A 17,571-nucleotide genomic window follows, 5' to 3' on the forward strand; every position below is an offset into this window, starting at 1 on the left:
TTAAAAAATAAAAGCCATACAATCTCAAGATTACGCCATCTATGTTTGAAAACCTTTTTAGAAAAAAGTCTGTCGCCAAAATTCTAGAGGATGCGGAAAAAGGTTATGGTGACCACGAGTCATCATTACACAAAACGCTTACCGTCAGGGACCTGACAGCCTTTGGTATCGCCGCGATTATTGGCGCCGGTATTTTCAGTACAATTGGCAAGGCCAGTGCCGATGGTGGCCCGGCCGTCATCTTTCTGTTCATTTTTACAGCAATAGCCTGTAGTTTTGCCGCATTTGCTTATGCAGAGTTCGCCTCCATGGTCCCTGTATCTGGTAGTGCTTATACCTACAGTTACGTTGCATTCGGTGAAATTGTAGCCTGGATTATTGGCTGGTCTCTGATCATGGAGTATGCTATCGGAAATATTACAGTAGCAATATCCTGGTCCGATTACCTCACCGGGTTACTCTCTTCCATTCACATCCCAGCCCTTGGCATCAAGGGCATTCACCTGCCCGACTGGATGACCATGGATTATCTCAGCGCCTATAACGGTCACCAGCATGCCGAAGCATTAATCAATGCAGGGAAAAGTTATGCCAACCTTGATGACGCAACACGACTGGCCAACAATGCATGGATCACAGCTCCAAGAATAGGTAATTTTCACATAGTCGCTGATCTTCCCGCACTTTTCATTATTATATTAATTACCTGGCTGGTATACAGGGGAATGAAAGAATCTAAAAATGCCAGTAATGCGATGGTCGTTGTTAAGCTTGCAGTTATTATGCTTGTGCTCGCCGTAGGTGTTTTTTATGTAGATACAGCAAACTGGGATCCTTTCGCGCCAAATGGTGTATCAGGAGTACTAAAAGGAGTATCTGCTGTCTTTTTTGCCTATATCGGTTTTGATGCAATTTCTACCACCGCCGAAGAATGTAAAGATCCGCAGCGTGATTTACCAAGAGGTATGATGTGGGCAATTATTATATGCACTGTTTTATATGTAGCAATTGCCCTGGTACTGACAGGTATTGTCAAATATGATACTTTGGCTGTTGGAGATCCGCTGGCTTTTGTGTTTGATCAGATCGATATGAAAGTAATGAGTGGAATTATCGCAGTCAGTGCTGTATTTGCAATGGCCAGTGTGCTGCTCGTTTTTCAGATGGGACAGCCGAGAATCTGGATGAGTATGAGCCGTGACGGTTTACTGCCTAAAAGATTCAGTAAAATCCATCCTGTTTATAAAACTCCTTCTTTTGCTACCATTGTCGTTGGTTTCGTAGTCGCAGTTCCCTCCCTGTTTATGAATCTGACAATCGTAACCGACCTTTGTTCCATAGGTACTTTATTTGCGTTTGTTCTGGTATGTGCAGGGGTTTTAGTGCTACAGAACAGACCGGATGTGCAACGCGGAAAATTCAGAATTCCATATGTTAATTCTAAATTTATAATTCCGGTGGTTTTTATCGCATTGATCGTATTGGGCTTCACACGCTTTAAAGAACAAACCACAGAATTTGTAACAAATAAGGCAAGAGTCTTCGATCCTGTAAGCTTTATTACCTCGCTTGATAAAAATGAATTGAATAATGTTCAGCTCCAGATCCGCGAAAATCAGCAATTGCAGCATTTACCGCAGCAGAGTATAGATACAGAAGCTTATCTGGCAGAACTTTCAGAAACAGAATACCAGTCTTTTGTAAGCCAGAGCAAAGTAGCTGATTCTAAAAAAATAGAAAGCGGATGGGGCTTGTTTAAACACAAGATTCCAATGTATATATTTTTAATTATTTGTGTCTTCGTAACCTATTACTGCATTACTAAAAACCTATCCCTGATTCCAGTATTAGGCCTGCTATCTTGCTTATATATGATGTGTGAGCTGGGTATTTCCAACTGGATTGGATTTGGGATCTGGCTGTTTATCGGCCTTATTGTATACTTCCTTTACGGAGCAAAGCACAGTAAACTTAATGCGGCTTATAAAGCGGAAAAACAGTAATATTTAGTGGCCTATGCCATTCTTACCGGCACAAAAAAAGGATGCAACCAGCTTGGGCATCCTTTTTTTGTGCCCTCACCTTAACCATGTCGCCTATTCCTGAAATGAGTTTACCTGTTATTAAACCGGTTAGCTCGCTTTGCACTAAAAGGCTATTGATACGGTATTGATATGGTGTTGAAAGGGTATTCAGTCGGTGTTGATATACCCGATGACCGACTGAACACCGTATCAATACCCTATCAACACCGCTTTAACCTTTAACGTTAGCCGGGTGTCCTATACTGGAATTAGATTACAGTTTGTACACTTTTAGAAAAGCTGACTCCTGATATTTCAAAATTTATATACAGATATTCCAAAATAAAAATATAGATAATCCAAAATCCAACATTATATATTCCAAAATATATCTACATTTATTTAATATTAAATAGTTGAGTTATGTCTGAATGGATTAAGAGAACGATGGCAAAGGAGATAAGGGCGCGGATTAAACAATATCCGATATTGGCAGTGACCGGCCCAAGACAATCTGGCAAAACGACTTTGCTTAAAACCTTGTTTCCCGATTATGAGTATCTATCTCTCGAAAATCTGGATAATAGGGATTTTGCCAAAGAGGATCCAAATGGTTTTCTTCAGCAATATCGTACTAAAACAATATTCGATGAAGTTCAGCGTGTACCGGAATTATTTTCTTATTTGCAAACAGCAGTTGATAAGTCCGGAGAAATGGGGCAATATATCCTTTCGGGGTCACAAAATTTTCATTTACTTAAGCACATTACGCAGTCATTGGCAGGGCGCGTTGCACTCTTTCGACTCTTGCCTTTAGACACCCAAGAATTAGAACACGCTAAAAAACTGCCTGCAAATTATCTAGATGCCTGTATTCAGGGAGGATACCCTGCTGTTTATCATAGAGATTTAGATCCAACGGATTTTTACGCCAACTACATACGTACTTATATTGAAAAAGACGTGACAGAGTTAATCCATATTCGTGACGTAAATACCTTCCGAACATTCCTGGGCTTATGCGCAGCTAGGGCAGGGCAACTTTTGAACTTGACGGCTCTGGCTAATGATTGTAATATTTCGCAGCCTACCGCAAAGGCTTGGTTGTCTGTTCTAGAAAGTAGTTACCTTGTATTCTTACTACACCCTTATCATGAGAACTTTAATAAACGTTTGGTGAAAACACCTAAACTCTATTTTTATGATGTTGGTTTATTGAACCATTTATTACAAATTCGTAAACCTGAAGAATTAGCTATAAATAGACTCAAGGGAAATATATTTGAGAATTTTGTGATCGCTAATTTCCAAAAGTTCAATGAGAATCGATACCAGCATCTCAATTATTATTTTTGGCAAGATCACAACGGGCTGGAAATTGATCTTCTGCTTAAAAATGCAAATGCATTTGATGTATATGAGATCAAATCTACTCAGACATTGGGCAGCGCTCTTTTTAAAAATCTGAAACATTTTATCGAGTTGGTAGATCCACAATCTGTTCGTCCGCATCTCGTGTATGGTGGTGAGCAAGCTTTAATTCGAAGTAACGTACAGGTTTTACCTTGGAAAATGCTCGAGCAATAATGAAAAAGCTGAGATAACTGCCTTCTTGAAAAAGATTCTTTAATCAGATAATTATCATTAAACATTTGTGATTCAGTAAAAGATATCGTGAAAAAGTGTATTTTGGGTAAATCGTTGTTAAAAAAATTTCAGTTATGAAAGATCTACAATTAGTATTAGCCGAGCCCTGTTTAGAACAATGGAATGACATGAAACAAACAGACGATGGGCGTTATTGTGATCGCTGTGAAAAAACCATTTTGGATCTCACTGACAAATCCGATGCGGAACTGCTCCGGTTTTTCAAAAACAAACAGGAAAATGTCTGCGGACGTCTGCTTTCCACTCAGCTCAATCGAAAACTGGTACAACCTTCTTCAGATTTAAGGTGGCATTGGTTGATGCCCCTGGCAATGGGTGCCGCAATAATTACCCCGGCACAGGCACAAAACCTGAAACCACTAATAGTAAACGCTGATAAAATGGCAGCTTCGGCTCCGGTTTCGGTAGATTCAGTGGCAAAAACATCCGTAGTACGAGATACTCTTAACGGAATGGTAGTAGATAATTTCACTGGGAAACCTTTGACCGGAGTAAAGGTCAGGCAAAAACATTTCGAAAACGTGCTGGCCATAACAGACAGCACCGGTAGATTTGAGATTGGTACAACTAATAAGGACATTGCAGCTCCGTTTATTTTCGAATTAGATGGCTATTCCGCGGTGGAGACATCTCTAAATGATAACATAATAGTTAAGCTGACTACTGTGATTACAATTAGGTTAGGCGGAGTATCTACTGTAGCTTTAGATAAAAAGCCTTTGCTCGTGGTCTATGCCGGTAAGGATAGCTGTACCATCGATGTCTCGAGAATGAAGGAGATACCACCAGAATGGATAGAGAAACTAGAAGTATTAAAAGATGCAAAAGCAGCAGTTGCAGTTTACGGGTCTAAAGCCGCCTATGGCGTCATAATAATAGAGATTAAAGAAGCCCACGCAAAGAAATTCGATTTCTCACAGAAAAATTAACGTGCACTTACACGGGCAGCCTATTGAGTTCAATATCATCTGGCGTTACAAAAATGAGCGGTACCTTCTCTACATCTACATAACTGGAATCAAGGCCAAAACTCTTCTCTTCTGAAAGACTTAATTTTTTAAGAATGAAATAATAGTTCATAATCGTTTTTTCATAGAAACTCAATTTGGAGAAGCGCGATAAATGTTTCTCCAGCAGCACAAACCGGAAATCACCAGCAATCTTGTGTTTGTTTAAAGAAGTGTATTGACTGGTAATATCAACTTCTCCGTTTTTCACCAGTTCTTCAATCACCTTACGGTACAGCAGATTTACACTCTGCTCCACACGGAACCCTAATCGGAAATCAATCCGTATTAATTTGCCAGGTATCAGAAACTCCACTTTATAATCCCTTGTAAAAGGCTCATCAACAACATCGACATGAACCAGCCAGTAAATATCGGCACGCTTTGGTTCTTTCTGAATTATGGAGTAAATAATCTTGGATTCTATTTCGGTCTTGAAATTAGCACTGGTCAGATAAACAAGCTGTGATGAATATTTCGGCACACTGATATCATCGCTTAATTCTGAAATCAGCTGGTAATAGTCTTCGATCTCTACATATTTAACAAACCTGTTTTTAATCTTCCTGGATACAAACCAGCTCCACATTACCGTGAATAAAGTCGCTCCGATCAGCACGGTAACAAATCCGCCATGAAAGAATTTAGTCATATTTCCCGCAAGAAAAGCCAGTTCAAGCATCCCATAGACTAACAGAAAGATAGCGATAATATATCGTGGTACTTTTTTCGTTCGCATATAAACTGCAACAAGAATAGTGGTGGCCAGAAAGGTCATATTGATCGCCAGTCCATAAGCACCTTCCATGTTAATGGATTTTTTGAAGATCAATACAATAGTAATACACCCGGCACAAAGTAACCAGTTAATTGAAGGCACATAAATCTGTCCTTTCTGATTACTTGGATAATTGATTCTGACTTTAGGCCACAAATTAAGTCTTACGGCTTCCGCAATTAAGGTGAATGATCCGGTTATCATTGCCTGGCTTGCTATAACTGCTGCAATAGTCGCGAGCGCCACCATATATAACAGAAAGGGTGCAGGAACCAATTCATAGAAAGGATTCAATGTTTTATCATAATGCGGGTGCTGCAACAGCCATACCCCCTGCCCCAGATAATTGATGATCAATGTTAATTTCACAAAAATCCAGCTGACCCTGATATTTTTTCTCCCACAATGCCCAAGATCAGAATAAAGCGCTTCTGCCCCCGTTGTACAAAGAAACACACCTCCCAGAATAATGAGTGCCATTGGGTTAGTCACAATCAGGTGTCCGGCGTAGTAGGGATTTAAGGCTTTCAGTATAGTGAAATCCTGTACCACGTAATGAACGCCTAATACGCCCAAAGCAGTGAACCAAAGAAACATGACCGGCCCGAAAAGTTTGCCAACCAGGCTGGTTCCAAATTGCTGAATTATAAAAAGAAGGGTAATAATAACTAAGACGATAGGAATAACCTGCACATGTGGAAACTTAACCTGAAGTCCTTCAATAGCAGTTGTGACGGTTATACTAGGTGTAATAATTCCATCTGCCAGCAATGCACAGCCCCCGATCACTGCAGGTATAACAAGCCACCTGGCTTTTTTCCGGACAAGTGAGTATAAAGAGAAGATCCCGCCCTCTCCTTTATTATCTGCCCGGAGCGTAATTACTACATATTTTATTGTAGTCTGCAGGGTAAGTGTCCAGATAATACAGGAAAGCGCTCCCAGTACAAGATCTGTAGAGATTTGCTGACCACCATCACTGACGGTATTAAATATTGCCCGTAGTGTGTATAAGGGTGATGTACCGATATCACCATACACAATTCCTAAACTGATAAGCAGGCCTGCCGCCGAGAGTTTGCTTAAATTCTTTTGATCTGACACTTTTTTCTATTGTATATTATAAATATTCGAAGTAAATTAAGGCGCTGTTAAATATGTGTAACATTTATTATAGATTTACACAAATGACAGCGCCGAATATAAATTTGACAGGTTAAAAATAGCATTGAGTATGATTTAAACAGCAACAACTGTTAAATTGTGTTAAATATTGTCCTTATGCCTGAATCTTTGATTATTCTGTAGAATTATTTCTACTTTTGAAGCGACAGATGAACATAAAAACTAAAACGGTCTCACTTATTTATATACTCAGCATTACATGCATGAGTGTACTGTGCAGCGTTTCTGTTTTTGCCCAACGTTCTGACAGTATAGCAAACAATGCCAAATACAAACGTATTGTAAAAACCCCGCAAATTAAAGGTGATGTTCCTAGTTACAAACCCAGCTATATGCCTGGTTCGTCCTTCAACCCCAATAACAGCGTAGTTTCTTCCAATAAGCAAAATGGCAAACAGGATAAGATCCTCTCTGTAATGAGAGTTTATCCTAACCCGGTTGATGACCAGATTAACTTGACTATCAGACTGGAGCGCGAAAGTAATCTGACCATAAAGATTATGGACCTGCTCGGTAATGAAGTGGTTACTCTTTCTAATGAACGTCTCTCCGCCGGAGAGCAAACCAAAACCTTCACTATTCCCAACCGTCTGAACAGTGGAATCTATTTTCTGCGTTTTGTTGCAGGTTCAGAAACCGTCGTGAAGCGGATCTCCGTATTATAATTTTCGGGAAGCAATCTTTTTTTTAATGGATATCGTTTACTTTTACGGTTGAGGCATCCTGTATGCTTATTTTTAATCCAATAATCCGCACATGAAAATAATTGCTATCGGCCGCAACTATGCCGCCCACGCTAAAGAACTCAATAATCCCGTTCCTTCCACACCGGTAATTTTTATGAAACCGGATACCGCAGTCCTTAAAGATAACCGTCCTTTTTATATTCCTGATTTTTCCAGTGATATCCATTATGAACTTGAGGTAGTTCTAAAAATCTGTAAAGAGGGTAAACATATTGCCGAGAAATTCGCTGCCAGCTATTTCGATGAGGTTGGTCTTGGGATAGATTTCACAGCAAGAGACCTCCAGGCACAGCATAAAGAAAAGGGATTACCCTGGGAATTGGCTAAAGCTTTTGACAACTCCGCCGCCCTGAGCCGTTTTATCCCTAAAGAACAAATCGACGATCTGGGAAACCTGGATTTTGAATTAAAAATTAACGGAGAAACCCGCCAACATGGAAATACCCGTGATATCTTATTTTCATTTGAAAAAATCATCTCATTTGTATCTGGTTATATCACGCTTAAAAAAGGTGATCTGATTTTTACCGGCACCCCGGAAGGTGTAGGTCGCGTAGAAAAAGGTGACAAACTGGAAGCCTGGATGGCAAATGAACAATTTCTGAATTTTGATATTAAATAAGTGTTGATGATAAAAAAAGGATTGCTATTATTCTGCTTTGGACTCTCGGTCCTTTCCGCCGGAGCACAGCAGATATACAGTAACAACAAATACCCCCTGGTAGATTTCCGTCAGCCGCTTGATATTACACCCGTCGCACTTTCTGGTTCTTTCGGAGAAATCCGGGGTAACCATTTTCATTCGGGAATGGACTTTAGGACTAATCAGCGGGAAGGTTATCCGGTGTATGCGATAGCTGATGGCTATGTCTCCAGAATGCGTGTACAAAATAGCGGTTTCGGATTGGCGTTATACCTCACACACCCTAACGGATACACTTCAGTATACGGGCACTTGTCAAGGTTCGCGCCTCAGATTGATCGGGCTGTGAAGGACCTGGAATACCAGAAAAAGACGTTTGAACTGGATGAGTTTCCGGATGCAGCAGCTTTCCCGGTACACAAGGGAGATATCATAGCTTATTCTGGTAACCGGGGTAGTTCCGGCGGGCCGCACCTGCATTTCGAAATCAGAGACAGTAAAACAGAGCAGACCATTAATCCGCAATTATTCGGTATTCAGGTTCCAGATAATATCCCACCTGTTATTTCGGCATTATACGTCTATCAAACAAATCAAAAATCTTTTAACGAATTTACTCCGAAAAAGGGATTGCCTATAACGGGGGCAAATGGAAGTTATAAACTAACGCAGCAAACTGTTGTACCGGTAAGTGGAGAAATTGGTTTCGGAATCTCTGCAAATGACCGCCACAATGGTGCTTCGGGCAACAATGGCGTTTATGCAATCAGACTGGAGCTGGATGGTAAAATAATTTACACTTCTGCTGTAGAACGCTTTGCATTTGAGAACAGTAAGGCTATTAATTCCCATATTGATTATCCTGCCTTCATGACAACTCGCAGAACTATTCAAAAAAGCTTTGTTGACCCTGGAAATCCTTTGCAGATCTACAGCAGCCTGATTAATAATGGCCGGATACTGCTTGGAGATACCAATGTGCATCAGGTAAGATACCTGGTTAGTGATGGGAAAGGTAATGAAAGTATATTAGCCTTCCAGATCAGATCTGACGGAAGGTCTGCTATTCAAACACCTGAAGCGCCTGAAGGTGTATCAATGTCATATGGGAAAGATAATGATTTCAGTGCCGAAGGAATAAAGCTTCGCCTGGCTAAGGGCACACTTTACAATGATCTGAAACTTACCTATAAAGTACGTCCCAAACCAGCTACGGGAGCCTATTCGCGAATACATCAGATCCATAATAACCTGGTTCCGCTGCATACGGGGTTTGAACTCTGGATTAAACCGGATGTAGACATGGGTATGCTTAAAGATAAGGCTGTGATTGTAAGTACTTCCGGCGGATCACAGGGCGGAGTTTACGATCAGGGCTATATAAAAGGAACTCCACGGGCTTTTGGAAGTTATTATATCGCTGTTGACACTGTAGCACCCACGATTGCACCGCTTAACATTGCTGAAGGCAAAAATATGAAGGGAATTGCCCGGATGAATTTCAGACTCAGGGATAATCTTTCCGGCATTAAAAGCTTTAATGGCTATATTGACGGTGCATGGGTCTTAATGGAGTTCGACACGAAAACAGCGACACTCTGGCATACTTTTGATGAGCGCACAGCCAGCGGTAAACACGATTTTAAACTGATTGTGGAAGATATGAAAGGAAACTCCAGAACCTATACCGCGAATTTTTATCGTTAAGTATTATACGTGGATTTGACGCGTTATTGTAATAATCGGGGGCATTGTAAGTCCTTGTATAGAGAAATTAGTTATATTTAAAGACGATGAATATATTGACAGAGGGCCAGAAGGCTCCGGACTTTAAAGTGGCCGACCAGGATGGAAATCAGGTTAGCCTGAAAGACTTCCAGGGAAAAACTGTGGTATTGTATTTTTATCCTAAAGACAATACTCCTGGTTGTACAGCCGAAGCTTGTGACTTCAGAGATAATTACGCCGGTTTAGTGTCCAAAGGCATAGCTGTACTCGGTGTAAGTACCGATCCTGAACTTTCTCACCAAAAATTTGCAGCAAAATATCAGCTTCCCTTCCCCCTGCTTGCCGACACCGATCAGCAACTGGTTCAGGCCTATGGCGTCTGGGGTGAAAAAAACATGTACGGCAAAAAATATATGGGTATCAACAGGACAACCTTTATTATTTCCGGAGACGGTACTATCGCACATATTATCCAAAAAGTAGATACGAAAAATGCAACTGCACAGGTTCTGGCACTTCTGGACCAGCCCGCAGGTGCATGATTATAAATAGTCAAACAATCCCAATTAAATGAAACATACAATCAATGAATTAGAGGACATTGTTTCTCAGGTACGAAGAGATATCGTCAGAATGGTACACAGCTGTCAGTCAGGTCACCCGGGCGGTTCACTGGGCTGTGCTGAGTTTTTAACCGCACTGTATTTTGAAACCATGAACCATTCTAAGGATTTTAACATGGATGGCGCAGGAGAAGATTTATTCTTCCTGTCTAACGGACATATTTCCCCTGTATTTTACAGCGTACTGGCACGTTCGGGTTATTTCCCGATTGCAGAACTTGCAACTTTCAGAAAATTAAATTCACGTGTTCAGGGTCACCCAACAACACACGAAGGTTTACCCGGTATAAGAATTGCTTCAGGCTCATTAGGACAAGGAATGTCTGTGGCAATTGGTGCTGCATTAACTAAAAAACTAAATAAAGATCACTCCCTGATTTTTAGTCTTCATGGCGATGGTGAATTACAGGAAGGTCAGAACTGGGAAGCTATTATGTTTGCCCCACACAATAAAGTTGACAACCTGATTGCCACTATCGATTATAACGGACAACAGATCGACGGTCCGGTAGAACAGGTTCTTTCCCTGGAAAACCTGCAAACCAAATTTGAAGCATTCGGATGGCATGTAATTACTTCCAATGGAAATAACATGGAAGATATCGTAAAATCTCTGGAGTATGCTAAATCACTTACCGGTAAAGGTAAACCGATTTTAAATTTGATGAGCACACAAATGGGACACGGTGTCGATTTCATGGTAGGTTCACATAAATGGCATGGTACGGCGCCAAATGATGAGCAGCTTGCTTCTGCACTGAACCAGAATAAAGAAACTTTAGGAGATTACTAATCTTTTAAAAAACTATTGATGTATCCCTGAAGGATTCAGATTTTATGCTCACCAAAGCGATGAGATGACGATAAATCATACACGCTTAAGACAAAAGATTCTAATGAAAAAATATACTTATACAGAGAAAAAAGACACACGTTCCGGCTTTGGAGTCGGTCTGCATGAAGCCGGTCAGAAAAACCCGAATGTAGTTGCTTTGTGTGCAGATTTAAAAGGTTCATTGAAAATGGACGCATTTGCGAACGAATTTCCTGAAAGATTTATCCAGATCGGTATCGCGGAGGCAAATATGATCGGTATCGCAGCCGGTATGACTATCGGTGGAAAAATTCCTTTTACAGGAACTTTCGCTAATTTCTCTACTGGCCGTGTTTATGACCAGATCAGACAATCTGTAGCTTACTCAGATAAAAACGTAAAGATCTGTGCTTCCCATGCTGGATTAACTTTAGGTGAAGATGGTGCAACCCACCAGATTCTGGAAGATATAGGTTTAATGAAGATGTTACCAGGTATGGTTGTTATTAATCCTTGCGATTATAACCAGACTAAGGCCGCAACTCTTGCAATCGCTGAATATGAAGGTCCGGTTTATCTGCGTTTCGGAAGACCCAGCATTCCTGTATTTACTGATCCTGATCAAAAGTTTGAAATCGGTAAAGCCTGGATGGTTAACGAAGGTACTGATGTAACAATCATTGCAACCGGACATATGGTTTGGAAAGCAATTGAAGCAGGTGAACAACTGGAGGCAATGGGTATTGATGCCGAAATCATTAATATTCATACAATTAAGCCCCTTGACGAAGAAGCTATTCTAAAATCGTTGCGTAAAACGGGATGTGTGGTAACTTGTGAAGAACATAACAAATTTGGTGGACTGGGTGAAAGTGTGGCCCGCTTATTGTCTACTGAATTGCCATCTCCTCAGGAATTTGTAGCTGTAAATGATAGTTTCGGTGAAAGTGGTACTCCTGATGAATTGATGACCAAATACGGCCTTGACACTATTAATATTGTCGAAGCTGTCCAAAAAGTAATTAAACGTAAAAAATAGTGAATGAAGCAGGTTGAAGACCAAGAGATATTAGCGAAGTTTTCTGTAGAAGGGACCCGTAACGAAGCCTTCAACCTGCTTATTTCTGCTTATCAGGAGAAGATCTACTGGCATATCAGAAGGTTGGTTATAAACCACGACGATGCAGATGATCTGGTTCAGGAAGTCTTTATTAAAGTCTGGAAGAATCTCGATAAGTTCCGCAGTGACTCCAAACTATACACCTGGATCTACAGGATAGCAAGTAATGAATCCATAACTTTTCTGAATAAAAAAAAGCAGCAGAATAATACGCCGCTTGATGAGGTATCCGAAGAATTAAAAGAAAGCCTGGTGGCTGCTTCTTATTTCAACGGCGACCAGATTCAGCTTAAATTACAACAGGCTATCCTCAGCCTTCCGGAGAAACAAAGACTCATTTTTAATATGAAATATTACGATGAGCTAAAATATGAGGAAATTTCTCAAATTCTGGGCACCACTGTAGGTGCATTAAAAGCATCCTTTCACATTGCTGTAAAAAAAATTGAAACTTTTATGCTGAATGAGGATATCAGCTATTAAACCTTTTGCCATTTTTTCAATCCATATACCATAAAATTATAAGAATGGAATTCAGCTGGATGAAAAGCGATTCTATCCAACAGCATAATTAAAACCAGGAAACAAAAAAAAATGAAATACGAGGCAGATCACAAGGACTGGCAAATGGATGCACCTTATCTGGCATCATTGCCAAAGATAAATCCCTTTGTAGTTCCTGAAGGTTATTTTCGGGAGACACCACAATACATCAATGCTATGGTAAGAATTGATGCAATACATGCAGCAGACCCTCATAGTGGGTTTATTGTTCCTGAGCATTACTTTCAGTTGCTCCATTCAAACCTGTCGTCCCGCATTTTTTCTTCAGACCCTGCTTTTTCTATAAAATTTTCGGGAGATAAAAATGTATTCGCCACACCTGATGGCTATTTTGATCAGTTGCGTTCCAGAATTGAAAACCGGATCCAGCAGGAAGAGCAAATCCAGACCTCACCGTTAAAGGTCGTTGAAGAACAGGATCTATCTGAAGGAGTGAAAGTCCCGGTAAAAAAATTATGGCAGAGTGATTTCTTGAAGTATGTCTCTGCAGCCTGTATTATCCTGGTGACTGCTTTCGGATTATTTATAAATCAGCAGCAAAACTTAACAGTAAGTTCGGCTAGTGATGTAGCAAATGAACAGATGCTGTATGATATGGACGAGCAGGATATCATAAATAATATTGTTGGTGACTATCCTGATCAGCATGTATTAAACGCGGCACACACTGACCTGGAAAGCTATCTGATCAATAATTATTCTCAAAGCGATCTTAGTGTTGACCTTTAGCTTGTAAATGAGCCATATTTGTCCTGCAAAAGGACCTGAATAAATTAAATTTATGAAACCTATACTTGTATTTCTCTTTTTATCTTTTACATCCTGTTTTGCATTTGCCCAAAATCATCAGGGTAATCACCAGGATATTGAAAATTATAAAATTACTTATTTGAAGGAAAAGCTGGACCTCACTGCTGCTGAAGATAAAATATTCTGGCCTATCTACAATTCATGGCAATCAGAGCAGGGTGCACTGCGCAAAGAGCGGAAGGGAAAAATGATCAGTTTCCGCAAAAGCACCGATATCGAATCCCTTTCTGATACAGAGGTACAACAGCTGATTCAAAATGAGCTCAACTTTAAACAAAGGGACTTAGACATTGAGAAAAAATACTATAATAAACTCAAATCAAGTCTGCCTATTAAAACTGTAGGTAAATACTACAGGGCACAGGAAACATTTAAAAGAGAATTACTGAGCAGATACAGGGATGGAAGAAAATCCTGATCTAAATTTCTTCCGTAAAATATGCCTCCGGTTTATTATTCTGATTTATCTATCACTTTTTGCTATGGCCGCTATCTCTTCTATTTACCTATTGAAAAACGCGATGCAGCAGCCTCCGGTTTCTGCAGTGGTTTTCTTTAAGTATATCCTGTTGGTCATAGTTTTTAGTCTGCTCTTTTTACGTGCTTTTTTTGCTGTATCATTACGTATTGAAAAGATAAGAGCGTTCGCAACGTCCACCCGAAATTTCAAGTGGTTATTTGGTATTTCTGCTTTGCTGGCTATCGGGGCAAATTTTGGCTGGTTTGATCAAACTGCAATCAAAAGAATTCATATACCGGCTGAACAGCTGATTATTCTGGTCCTGCTAGCCTTATTTGCTTTTGGGACCGACTGGTTTTTAAATAGTGTTTTTCCTGTTCAAGAAGAAACGGAAGAAGAAGCCGAACATGCAGACCTGAATTAAAATCACAAACACACCATATCATTGGGAATACCCCTTGAAGTAAAATCTTCAAGGGGTATTCCCATTTTTAGCCGTTTTGAATCTCTACCAGGAGCAGGATTCAGTTATACCAACGGCGAATCACACCGTATTTTTTAAATGTTGATTAGACGTTTAATATAATATCTATATATTGTATTCTTATAGCCGAATATGAAAAGAACCTGTATCATTATTATATGCCTCCTGAGAATTTTTACGACGCATGGCCAATCACAAAAATTAAACAGCTTCCCTCTTTCTGCTGTCAGGATACTCAATGGTCCTTTTTTGGAAGCACAGCAAACGGATATGAAATATATGCTGGAGCTGGATCCGGACAGATTACTTGCCCCCTATTTAAGAGAGGCCGGTATTGAACCACAAAAACCTACTTACGGAAACTGGGAAAATACAGGTCTGGACGGGCATACAGCTGGTCATTATCTATCTGCACTTTCAAACATGTACGCAGCAACCGGTGATCAGCAGATACTGGACCGGCTAAACTATATGCTTGATTGGCTGGAAAAATGTCAGCATAAAAGTGGAGATGGTTATATCGGTGGTGTACCGGGGGGAAAAGCGATGTGGAAAGAAATTGCAGCAGGAAAAATTAATGCAGGCAGCTTTTCTTTAAATGACAAATGGGTTCCCCTATATAATATTCATAAACCATTTGCTGGCCTGATAGATGCATACCAGCTCACAGGCAGTCAGAAAGCGAAGGAAATATTGCAGAAATACGCCGCCTGGGCCTATCAGCTTACGGCCGGTTTAACAGACGCGCAGATTCAGGAGATGCTGAGAAGTGAACATGGCGGAATGAATGAAGTGTTTGCCGATGTGTCAGCTATTACAGGCGATTCCAGATATCTTGCACTCGCCCGTAAGTTCTCTCATCACGTGATATTAGAACCATTACTTCAAAAAAAGGATGTTTTAACAGGAATGCATGCTAACACGCAAATCCCTAAGGTGATTGGCTTCATGCGTGTCGCAGAGCTTTCAAATGATAAAAGCTGGGAGGATGCGGCCGGTTTCTTCTGGGAGACCGTAGTTAAGAACCGCACTGTTTCTATTGGCGGTAATAGCGTAAGTGAACATTTTAATCCTTCAGAAGATTTCTCGTCGATGATGGAATCCAGAGAGGGTCCGGAAACATGCAATTCTTATAATATGCTCAAACTGACACGCCATTTATTCCTGGCTCATCCTGCGGCATCTTATATTGATTACTATGAGCGTACTTTATATAACCATATTCTATCTTCGCAAAGTCCTACAGGAGGATTCGTCTATTTTACACCAATGCGGCCCGGCCACTATAAGGTATACTCAAAGCCACAGGAAGGTTTCTGGTGCTGCGTAGGTTCAGGCCTGGAAAATCATGGTAAGTATGGAGAATTAATCTATGCGCATAATGAGAAAGACCTTTTTGTTAACCTATTCATGGCTTCTAAGCTGGAATGGAAAGAAAAGAAAATGAGCCTGGTACAACAGACAACTTTTCCCGAGCAAGACCATACGTCGCTTTCTTTAAAACTGGCCAAATCCGAAACGTTCACAATTCATTTCAGGTACCCTGGATGGTTAGCGAAAAATGAAATGACCGTTAAAGTAAATGGGAAAAAGCAGTTAGTAGAGGTCGACAGTGCTTCTTATATAAGTTTAAACCGGAAGTGGAAGTCGGGAGATGTGATTGACATCCATCTACCTATGCATACGCAGGCGGAATTTCTGCCTGACGGGTCTGATTACGTCTCTTTTGTGCACGGCCCTATCGTACTCGCCGCATCAATGGGAACAGCAGATCTGGCTGGTTTAAAGGCAAACGGAGACAGGATGGCACATATCGCCAATGGCCCGTTATTGTCTGTGGAGGATGCCCCGTTAATGATCGCTGACAGAAACAGCATAGCAAAAGGGATTACAGATGAAAACCTGCCCATGACTTTTAAGGCCGCCAACATGATTTACCAGCAAGAATATAAAGGGCTGGAGCTGGTTCCCTTCTACAAGCTTAATGAAACCAGATATATGGTGTACTGGCCATTTACTAACCCGGAAAACCTTCCGGCATTATTAAATGCAAGAAAGGAAAAAGCTGCCGCAGCATTTGCTCTAGATGCAATAACGGTTGATAAAGTAAGTACCGGCGAACAGCAACCGGAATCTGATCACGGTTTTAAAGGAGAGAATACCTGGGAAGGTGTATTCAAAGACCGGCATTTCCGGACAGGCACAGGCTGGTTTAGTTATATCCTTAAAAATCCGGAATCTAAGGCTTCTGGTATACGGCTAACTTATTTCGGAAAAGAAAGTGACCGGAATTTTGAGATCTATGCAAACGATGTATTATTGGAGACAGTTAAGCTTGAAGGCAACAGGGGCGATCATTTTTATGATGTTACCTACGCCTTACCCGACGATAGAAAACAGCTGGAAATAGTAATTAAGCTGGTAGCCAGGCCTGGTTCTTCAATAGCTGCGATATACGAACTCAGACTGCTCAAATAGTGACAAAAAAAAAGCCTGTAATAATTATTACAGGCTTTTTCTATATATTAAGAAAAACTAAGCTTACAGTTGTTTATCTAATTTACCGGCTAATACCGATTTAGGAACTGCTCCTACTTGTTTATCAACTACTTCACCGTTTTTAAAGAATAACAAAGCCGGGATATTACGGATTCCGAATTGAGTAGAGATCTGCGGATTGTTATCCACGTTCACTTTACCTACAACCGCTTTTCCTTCGTATTCTTTTGATATTTCATCTACTACAGGACCTACCATGCGACATGGACCACACCATTCTGCCCAAAAGTCTACTAAAACGGGTTTATCTGATTTCAACACAACTTCCTCGAAGTTGGCATCTGTGATTTCTAAAGCCATAATTATTTTTTTATTTACACAAAGATATAATCAATTGTAATGCCACCACGTTTTACCG

At 40.5% G+C, this 17,571-nt stretch carries 16 protein-coding genes; 14 read left to right on the top strand and 2 right to left on the bottom strand.

The window, feature by feature from the left end; all coding sequences use genetic code 11:
• The first annotated feature begins 41 nt into the window (after positions 1-41).
• The 3 genes from BM192_RS18545 (at position 42) to BM192_RS18555 (ending at position 4,621) form a co-directional block, all read left to right on the top strand.
• Positions 42-2,003: an amino acid permease gene (locus BM192_RS18545; protein ID WP_037439825.1), complete on the top strand. Its 1,962-nt coding sequence runs from the start codon at positions 42-44 to the stop codon at positions 2,001-2,003.
• A 444-nt stretch (positions 2,004-2,447) separates the two neighbouring features.
• Positions 2,448-3,611, top strand: a complete 1,164-nt coding sequence (locus BM192_RS18550; RefSeq protein ID WP_051759780.1) for an ATP-binding protein — start codon at positions 2,448-2,450, stop codon at positions 3,609-3,611.
• Positions 3,612-3,745: 134 nt separating this feature from the next.
• On the top strand, positions 3,746-4,621 hold the full coding sequence (locus BM192_RS18555) for a hypothetical protein (protein ID WP_037439827.1): 876 nt from the start codon (positions 3,746-3,748) through the stop codon (positions 4,619-4,621).
• Positions 4,622-4,628: 7 nt separating this feature from the next.
• Here BM192_RS18555 and BM192_RS18560 read toward each other — a convergent pair whose 3' ends face one another.
• Positions 4,629-6,581 carry a KUP/HAK/KT family potassium transporter gene (locus BM192_RS18560; protein WP_037439829.1) on the bottom strand — a complete coding sequence of 651 codons (1,953 nt, stop codon included), beginning with the start codon at positions 6,579-6,581 and terminating at the stop codon, positions 4,629-4,631.
• 284 nt (positions 6,582-6,865) lie between these two features.
• Between BM192_RS18560 and BM192_RS18565 the strand changes: the two genes are divergently transcribed.
• From BM192_RS18565 to BM192_RS18615, 11 genes are all read left to right on the top strand, one after another.
• Complete coding sequence (locus tag BM192_RS18565) at positions 6,866-7,327, top strand: T9SS type A sorting domain-containing protein (RefSeq protein WP_037439831.1); 462 nt, start codon at positions 6,866-6,868, stop codon at positions 7,325-7,327.
• 91 nt (positions 7,328-7,418) lie between these two features.
• The gene (locus tag BM192_RS18570; RefSeq protein WP_037439833.1) at positions 7,419-8,030 is read left to right on the top strand and encodes a fumarylacetoacetate hydrolase family protein; all 612 of its coding nucleotides are present in this window, start codon (positions 7,419-7,421) and stop codon (positions 8,028-8,030) included.
• A gap of 6 nt (positions 8,031-8,036) precedes the next feature.
• Positions 8,037-9,758 (top strand): M23 family metallopeptidase, encoded by a 1,722-nt coding sequence (locus BM192_RS18575; RefSeq protein WP_037439836.1) that lies wholly within the window; start codon positions 8,037-8,039, stop codon positions 9,756-9,758.
• 86 nt (positions 9,759-9,844) lie between these two features.
• Positions 9,845-10,321 carry a thioredoxin-dependent thiol peroxidase gene (gene bcp / locus BM192_RS18580; RefSeq protein WP_037439838.1) on the top strand — a complete coding sequence of 159 codons (477 nt, stop codon included), beginning with the start codon at positions 9,845-9,847 and terminating at the stop codon, positions 10,319-10,321.
• Positions 10,322-10,349: 28 nt separating this feature from the next.
• Positions 10,350-11,195 (top strand): transketolase, encoded by an 846-nt coding sequence (locus BM192_RS18585; protein ID WP_037439840.1) that lies wholly within the window; start codon positions 10,350-10,352, stop codon positions 11,193-11,195.
• 103 nt (positions 11,196-11,298) lie between these two features.
• Positions 11,299-12,255 carry a transketolase family protein gene (locus BM192_RS18590; RefSeq protein WP_037439863.1) on the top strand — a complete coding sequence of 319 codons (957 nt, stop codon included), beginning with the start codon at positions 11,299-11,301 and terminating at the stop codon, positions 12,253-12,255.
• 3 nt (positions 12,256-12,258) lie between these two features.
• Positions 12,259-12,819, top strand: coding sequence for an RNA polymerase sigma factor (locus BM192_RS18595; RefSeq protein ID WP_037439842.1), 561 nt, complete (start codon positions 12,259-12,261; stop codon positions 12,817-12,819).
• A gap of 111 nt (positions 12,820-12,930) precedes the next feature.
• Positions 12,931-13,629 carry a hypothetical protein gene (locus BM192_RS18600; protein ID WP_037439843.1) on the top strand — a complete coding sequence of 233 codons (699 nt, stop codon included), beginning with the start codon at positions 12,931-12,933 and terminating at the stop codon, positions 13,627-13,629.
• 52 nt (positions 13,630-13,681) lie between these two features.
• Complete coding sequence (locus BM192_RS18605) at positions 13,682-14,128, top strand: hypothetical protein (protein ID WP_037439845.1); 447 nt, start codon at positions 13,682-13,684, stop codon at positions 14,126-14,128.
• Entirely contained in the window at positions 14,112-14,594 is a 483-nt protein-coding gene (locus tag BM192_RS18610) for a hypothetical protein (protein WP_037439847.1), read from the top strand. Before BM192_RS18605 ends, BM192_RS18610 begins: the two co-directional genes overlap by 17 nt.
• A gap of 192 nt (positions 14,595-14,786) precedes the next feature.
• Positions 14,787-17,132, top strand: a complete 2,346-nt coding sequence (locus BM192_RS18615) for a glycoside hydrolase family 127 protein (protein ID WP_037439849.1) — start codon at positions 14,787-14,789, stop codon at positions 17,130-17,132.
• A 63-nt stretch (positions 17,133-17,195) separates the two neighbouring features.
• On the opposite strand, the gene trxA is transcribed toward BM192_RS18615, so the two are convergent.
• Positions 17,196-17,513, bottom strand: coding sequence for a thioredoxin (trxA, locus tag BM192_RS18620; RefSeq protein WP_037439851.1), 318 nt, complete (start codon positions 17,511-17,513; stop codon positions 17,196-17,198).
• Positions 17,514-17,571: the final 58 nt, after the last annotated feature.

This window comes from Pedobacter antarcticus (assembly GCF_900112985.1).
GTDB classification, from domain to species: Bacteria; Bacteroidota; Bacteroidia; order Sphingobacteriales; family Sphingobacteriaceae; genus Pedobacter; species Pedobacter antarcticus.

Coding starts and splice junctions, on each gene's coding strand:
- BM192_RS18555 (WP_037439827.1), top strand. CDS start 3,746: ATGAAAGATCTACAATTAGTATTAGCCGAGCCCTGTTTAGAACAATGG.
- BM192_RS18585 (WP_037439840.1), top strand. CDS start 10,350: ATGAAACATACAATCAATGAATTAGAGGACATTGTTTCTCAGGTACGA.
- BM192_RS18615 (WP_037439849.1), top strand. CDS start 14,787: ATGAAAAGAACCTGTATCATTATTATATGCCTCCTGAGAATTTTTACG.
- BM192_RS18570 (WP_037439833.1), top strand. CDS start 7,419: ATGAAAATAATTGCTATCGGCCGCAACTATGCCGCCCACGCTAAAGAA.
- BM192_RS18565 (WP_037439831.1), top strand. CDS start 6,866: ATGAGTGTACTGTGCAGCGTTTCTGTTTTTGCCCAACGTTCTGACAGT.
- BM192_RS18605 (WP_037439845.1), top strand. CDS start 13,682: ATGAAACCTATACTTGTATTTCTCTTTTTATCTTTTACATCCTGTTTT.
- BM192_RS18575 (WP_037439836.1), top strand. CDS start 8,037: ATGATAAAAAAAGGATTGCTATTATTCTGCTTTGGACTCTCGGTCCTT.
- BM192_RS18590 (WP_037439863.1), top strand. CDS start 11,299: ATGAAAAAATATACTTATACAGAGAAAAAAGACACACGTTCCGGCTTT.
- BM192_RS18545 (WP_037439825.1), top strand. CDS start 42: ATGTTTGAAAACCTTTTTAGAAAAAAGTCTGTCGCCAAAATTCTAGAG.
- trxA (WP_037439851.1), bottom strand. CDS start 17,513: ATGGCTTTAGAAATCACAGATGCCAACTTCGAGGAAGTTGTGTTGAAA.
- BM192_RS18600 (WP_037439843.1), top strand. CDS start 12,931: ATGAAATACGAGGCAGATCACAAGGACTGGCAAATGGATGCACCTTAT.
- BM192_RS18550 (WP_051759780.1), top strand. CDS start 2,448: ATGTCTGAATGGATTAAGAGAACGATGGCAAAGGAGATAAGGGCGCGG.
- BM192_RS18610 (WP_037439847.1), top strand. CDS start 14,112: ATGGAAGAAAATCCTGATCTAAATTTCTTCCGTAAAATATGCCTCCGG.
- BM192_RS18595 (WP_037439842.1), top strand. CDS start 12,259: ATGAAGCAGGTTGAAGACCAAGAGATATTAGCGAAGTTTTCTGTAGAA.
- bcp (WP_037439838.1), top strand. CDS start 9,845: ATGAATATATTGACAGAGGGCCAGAAGGCTCCGGACTTTAAAGTGGCC.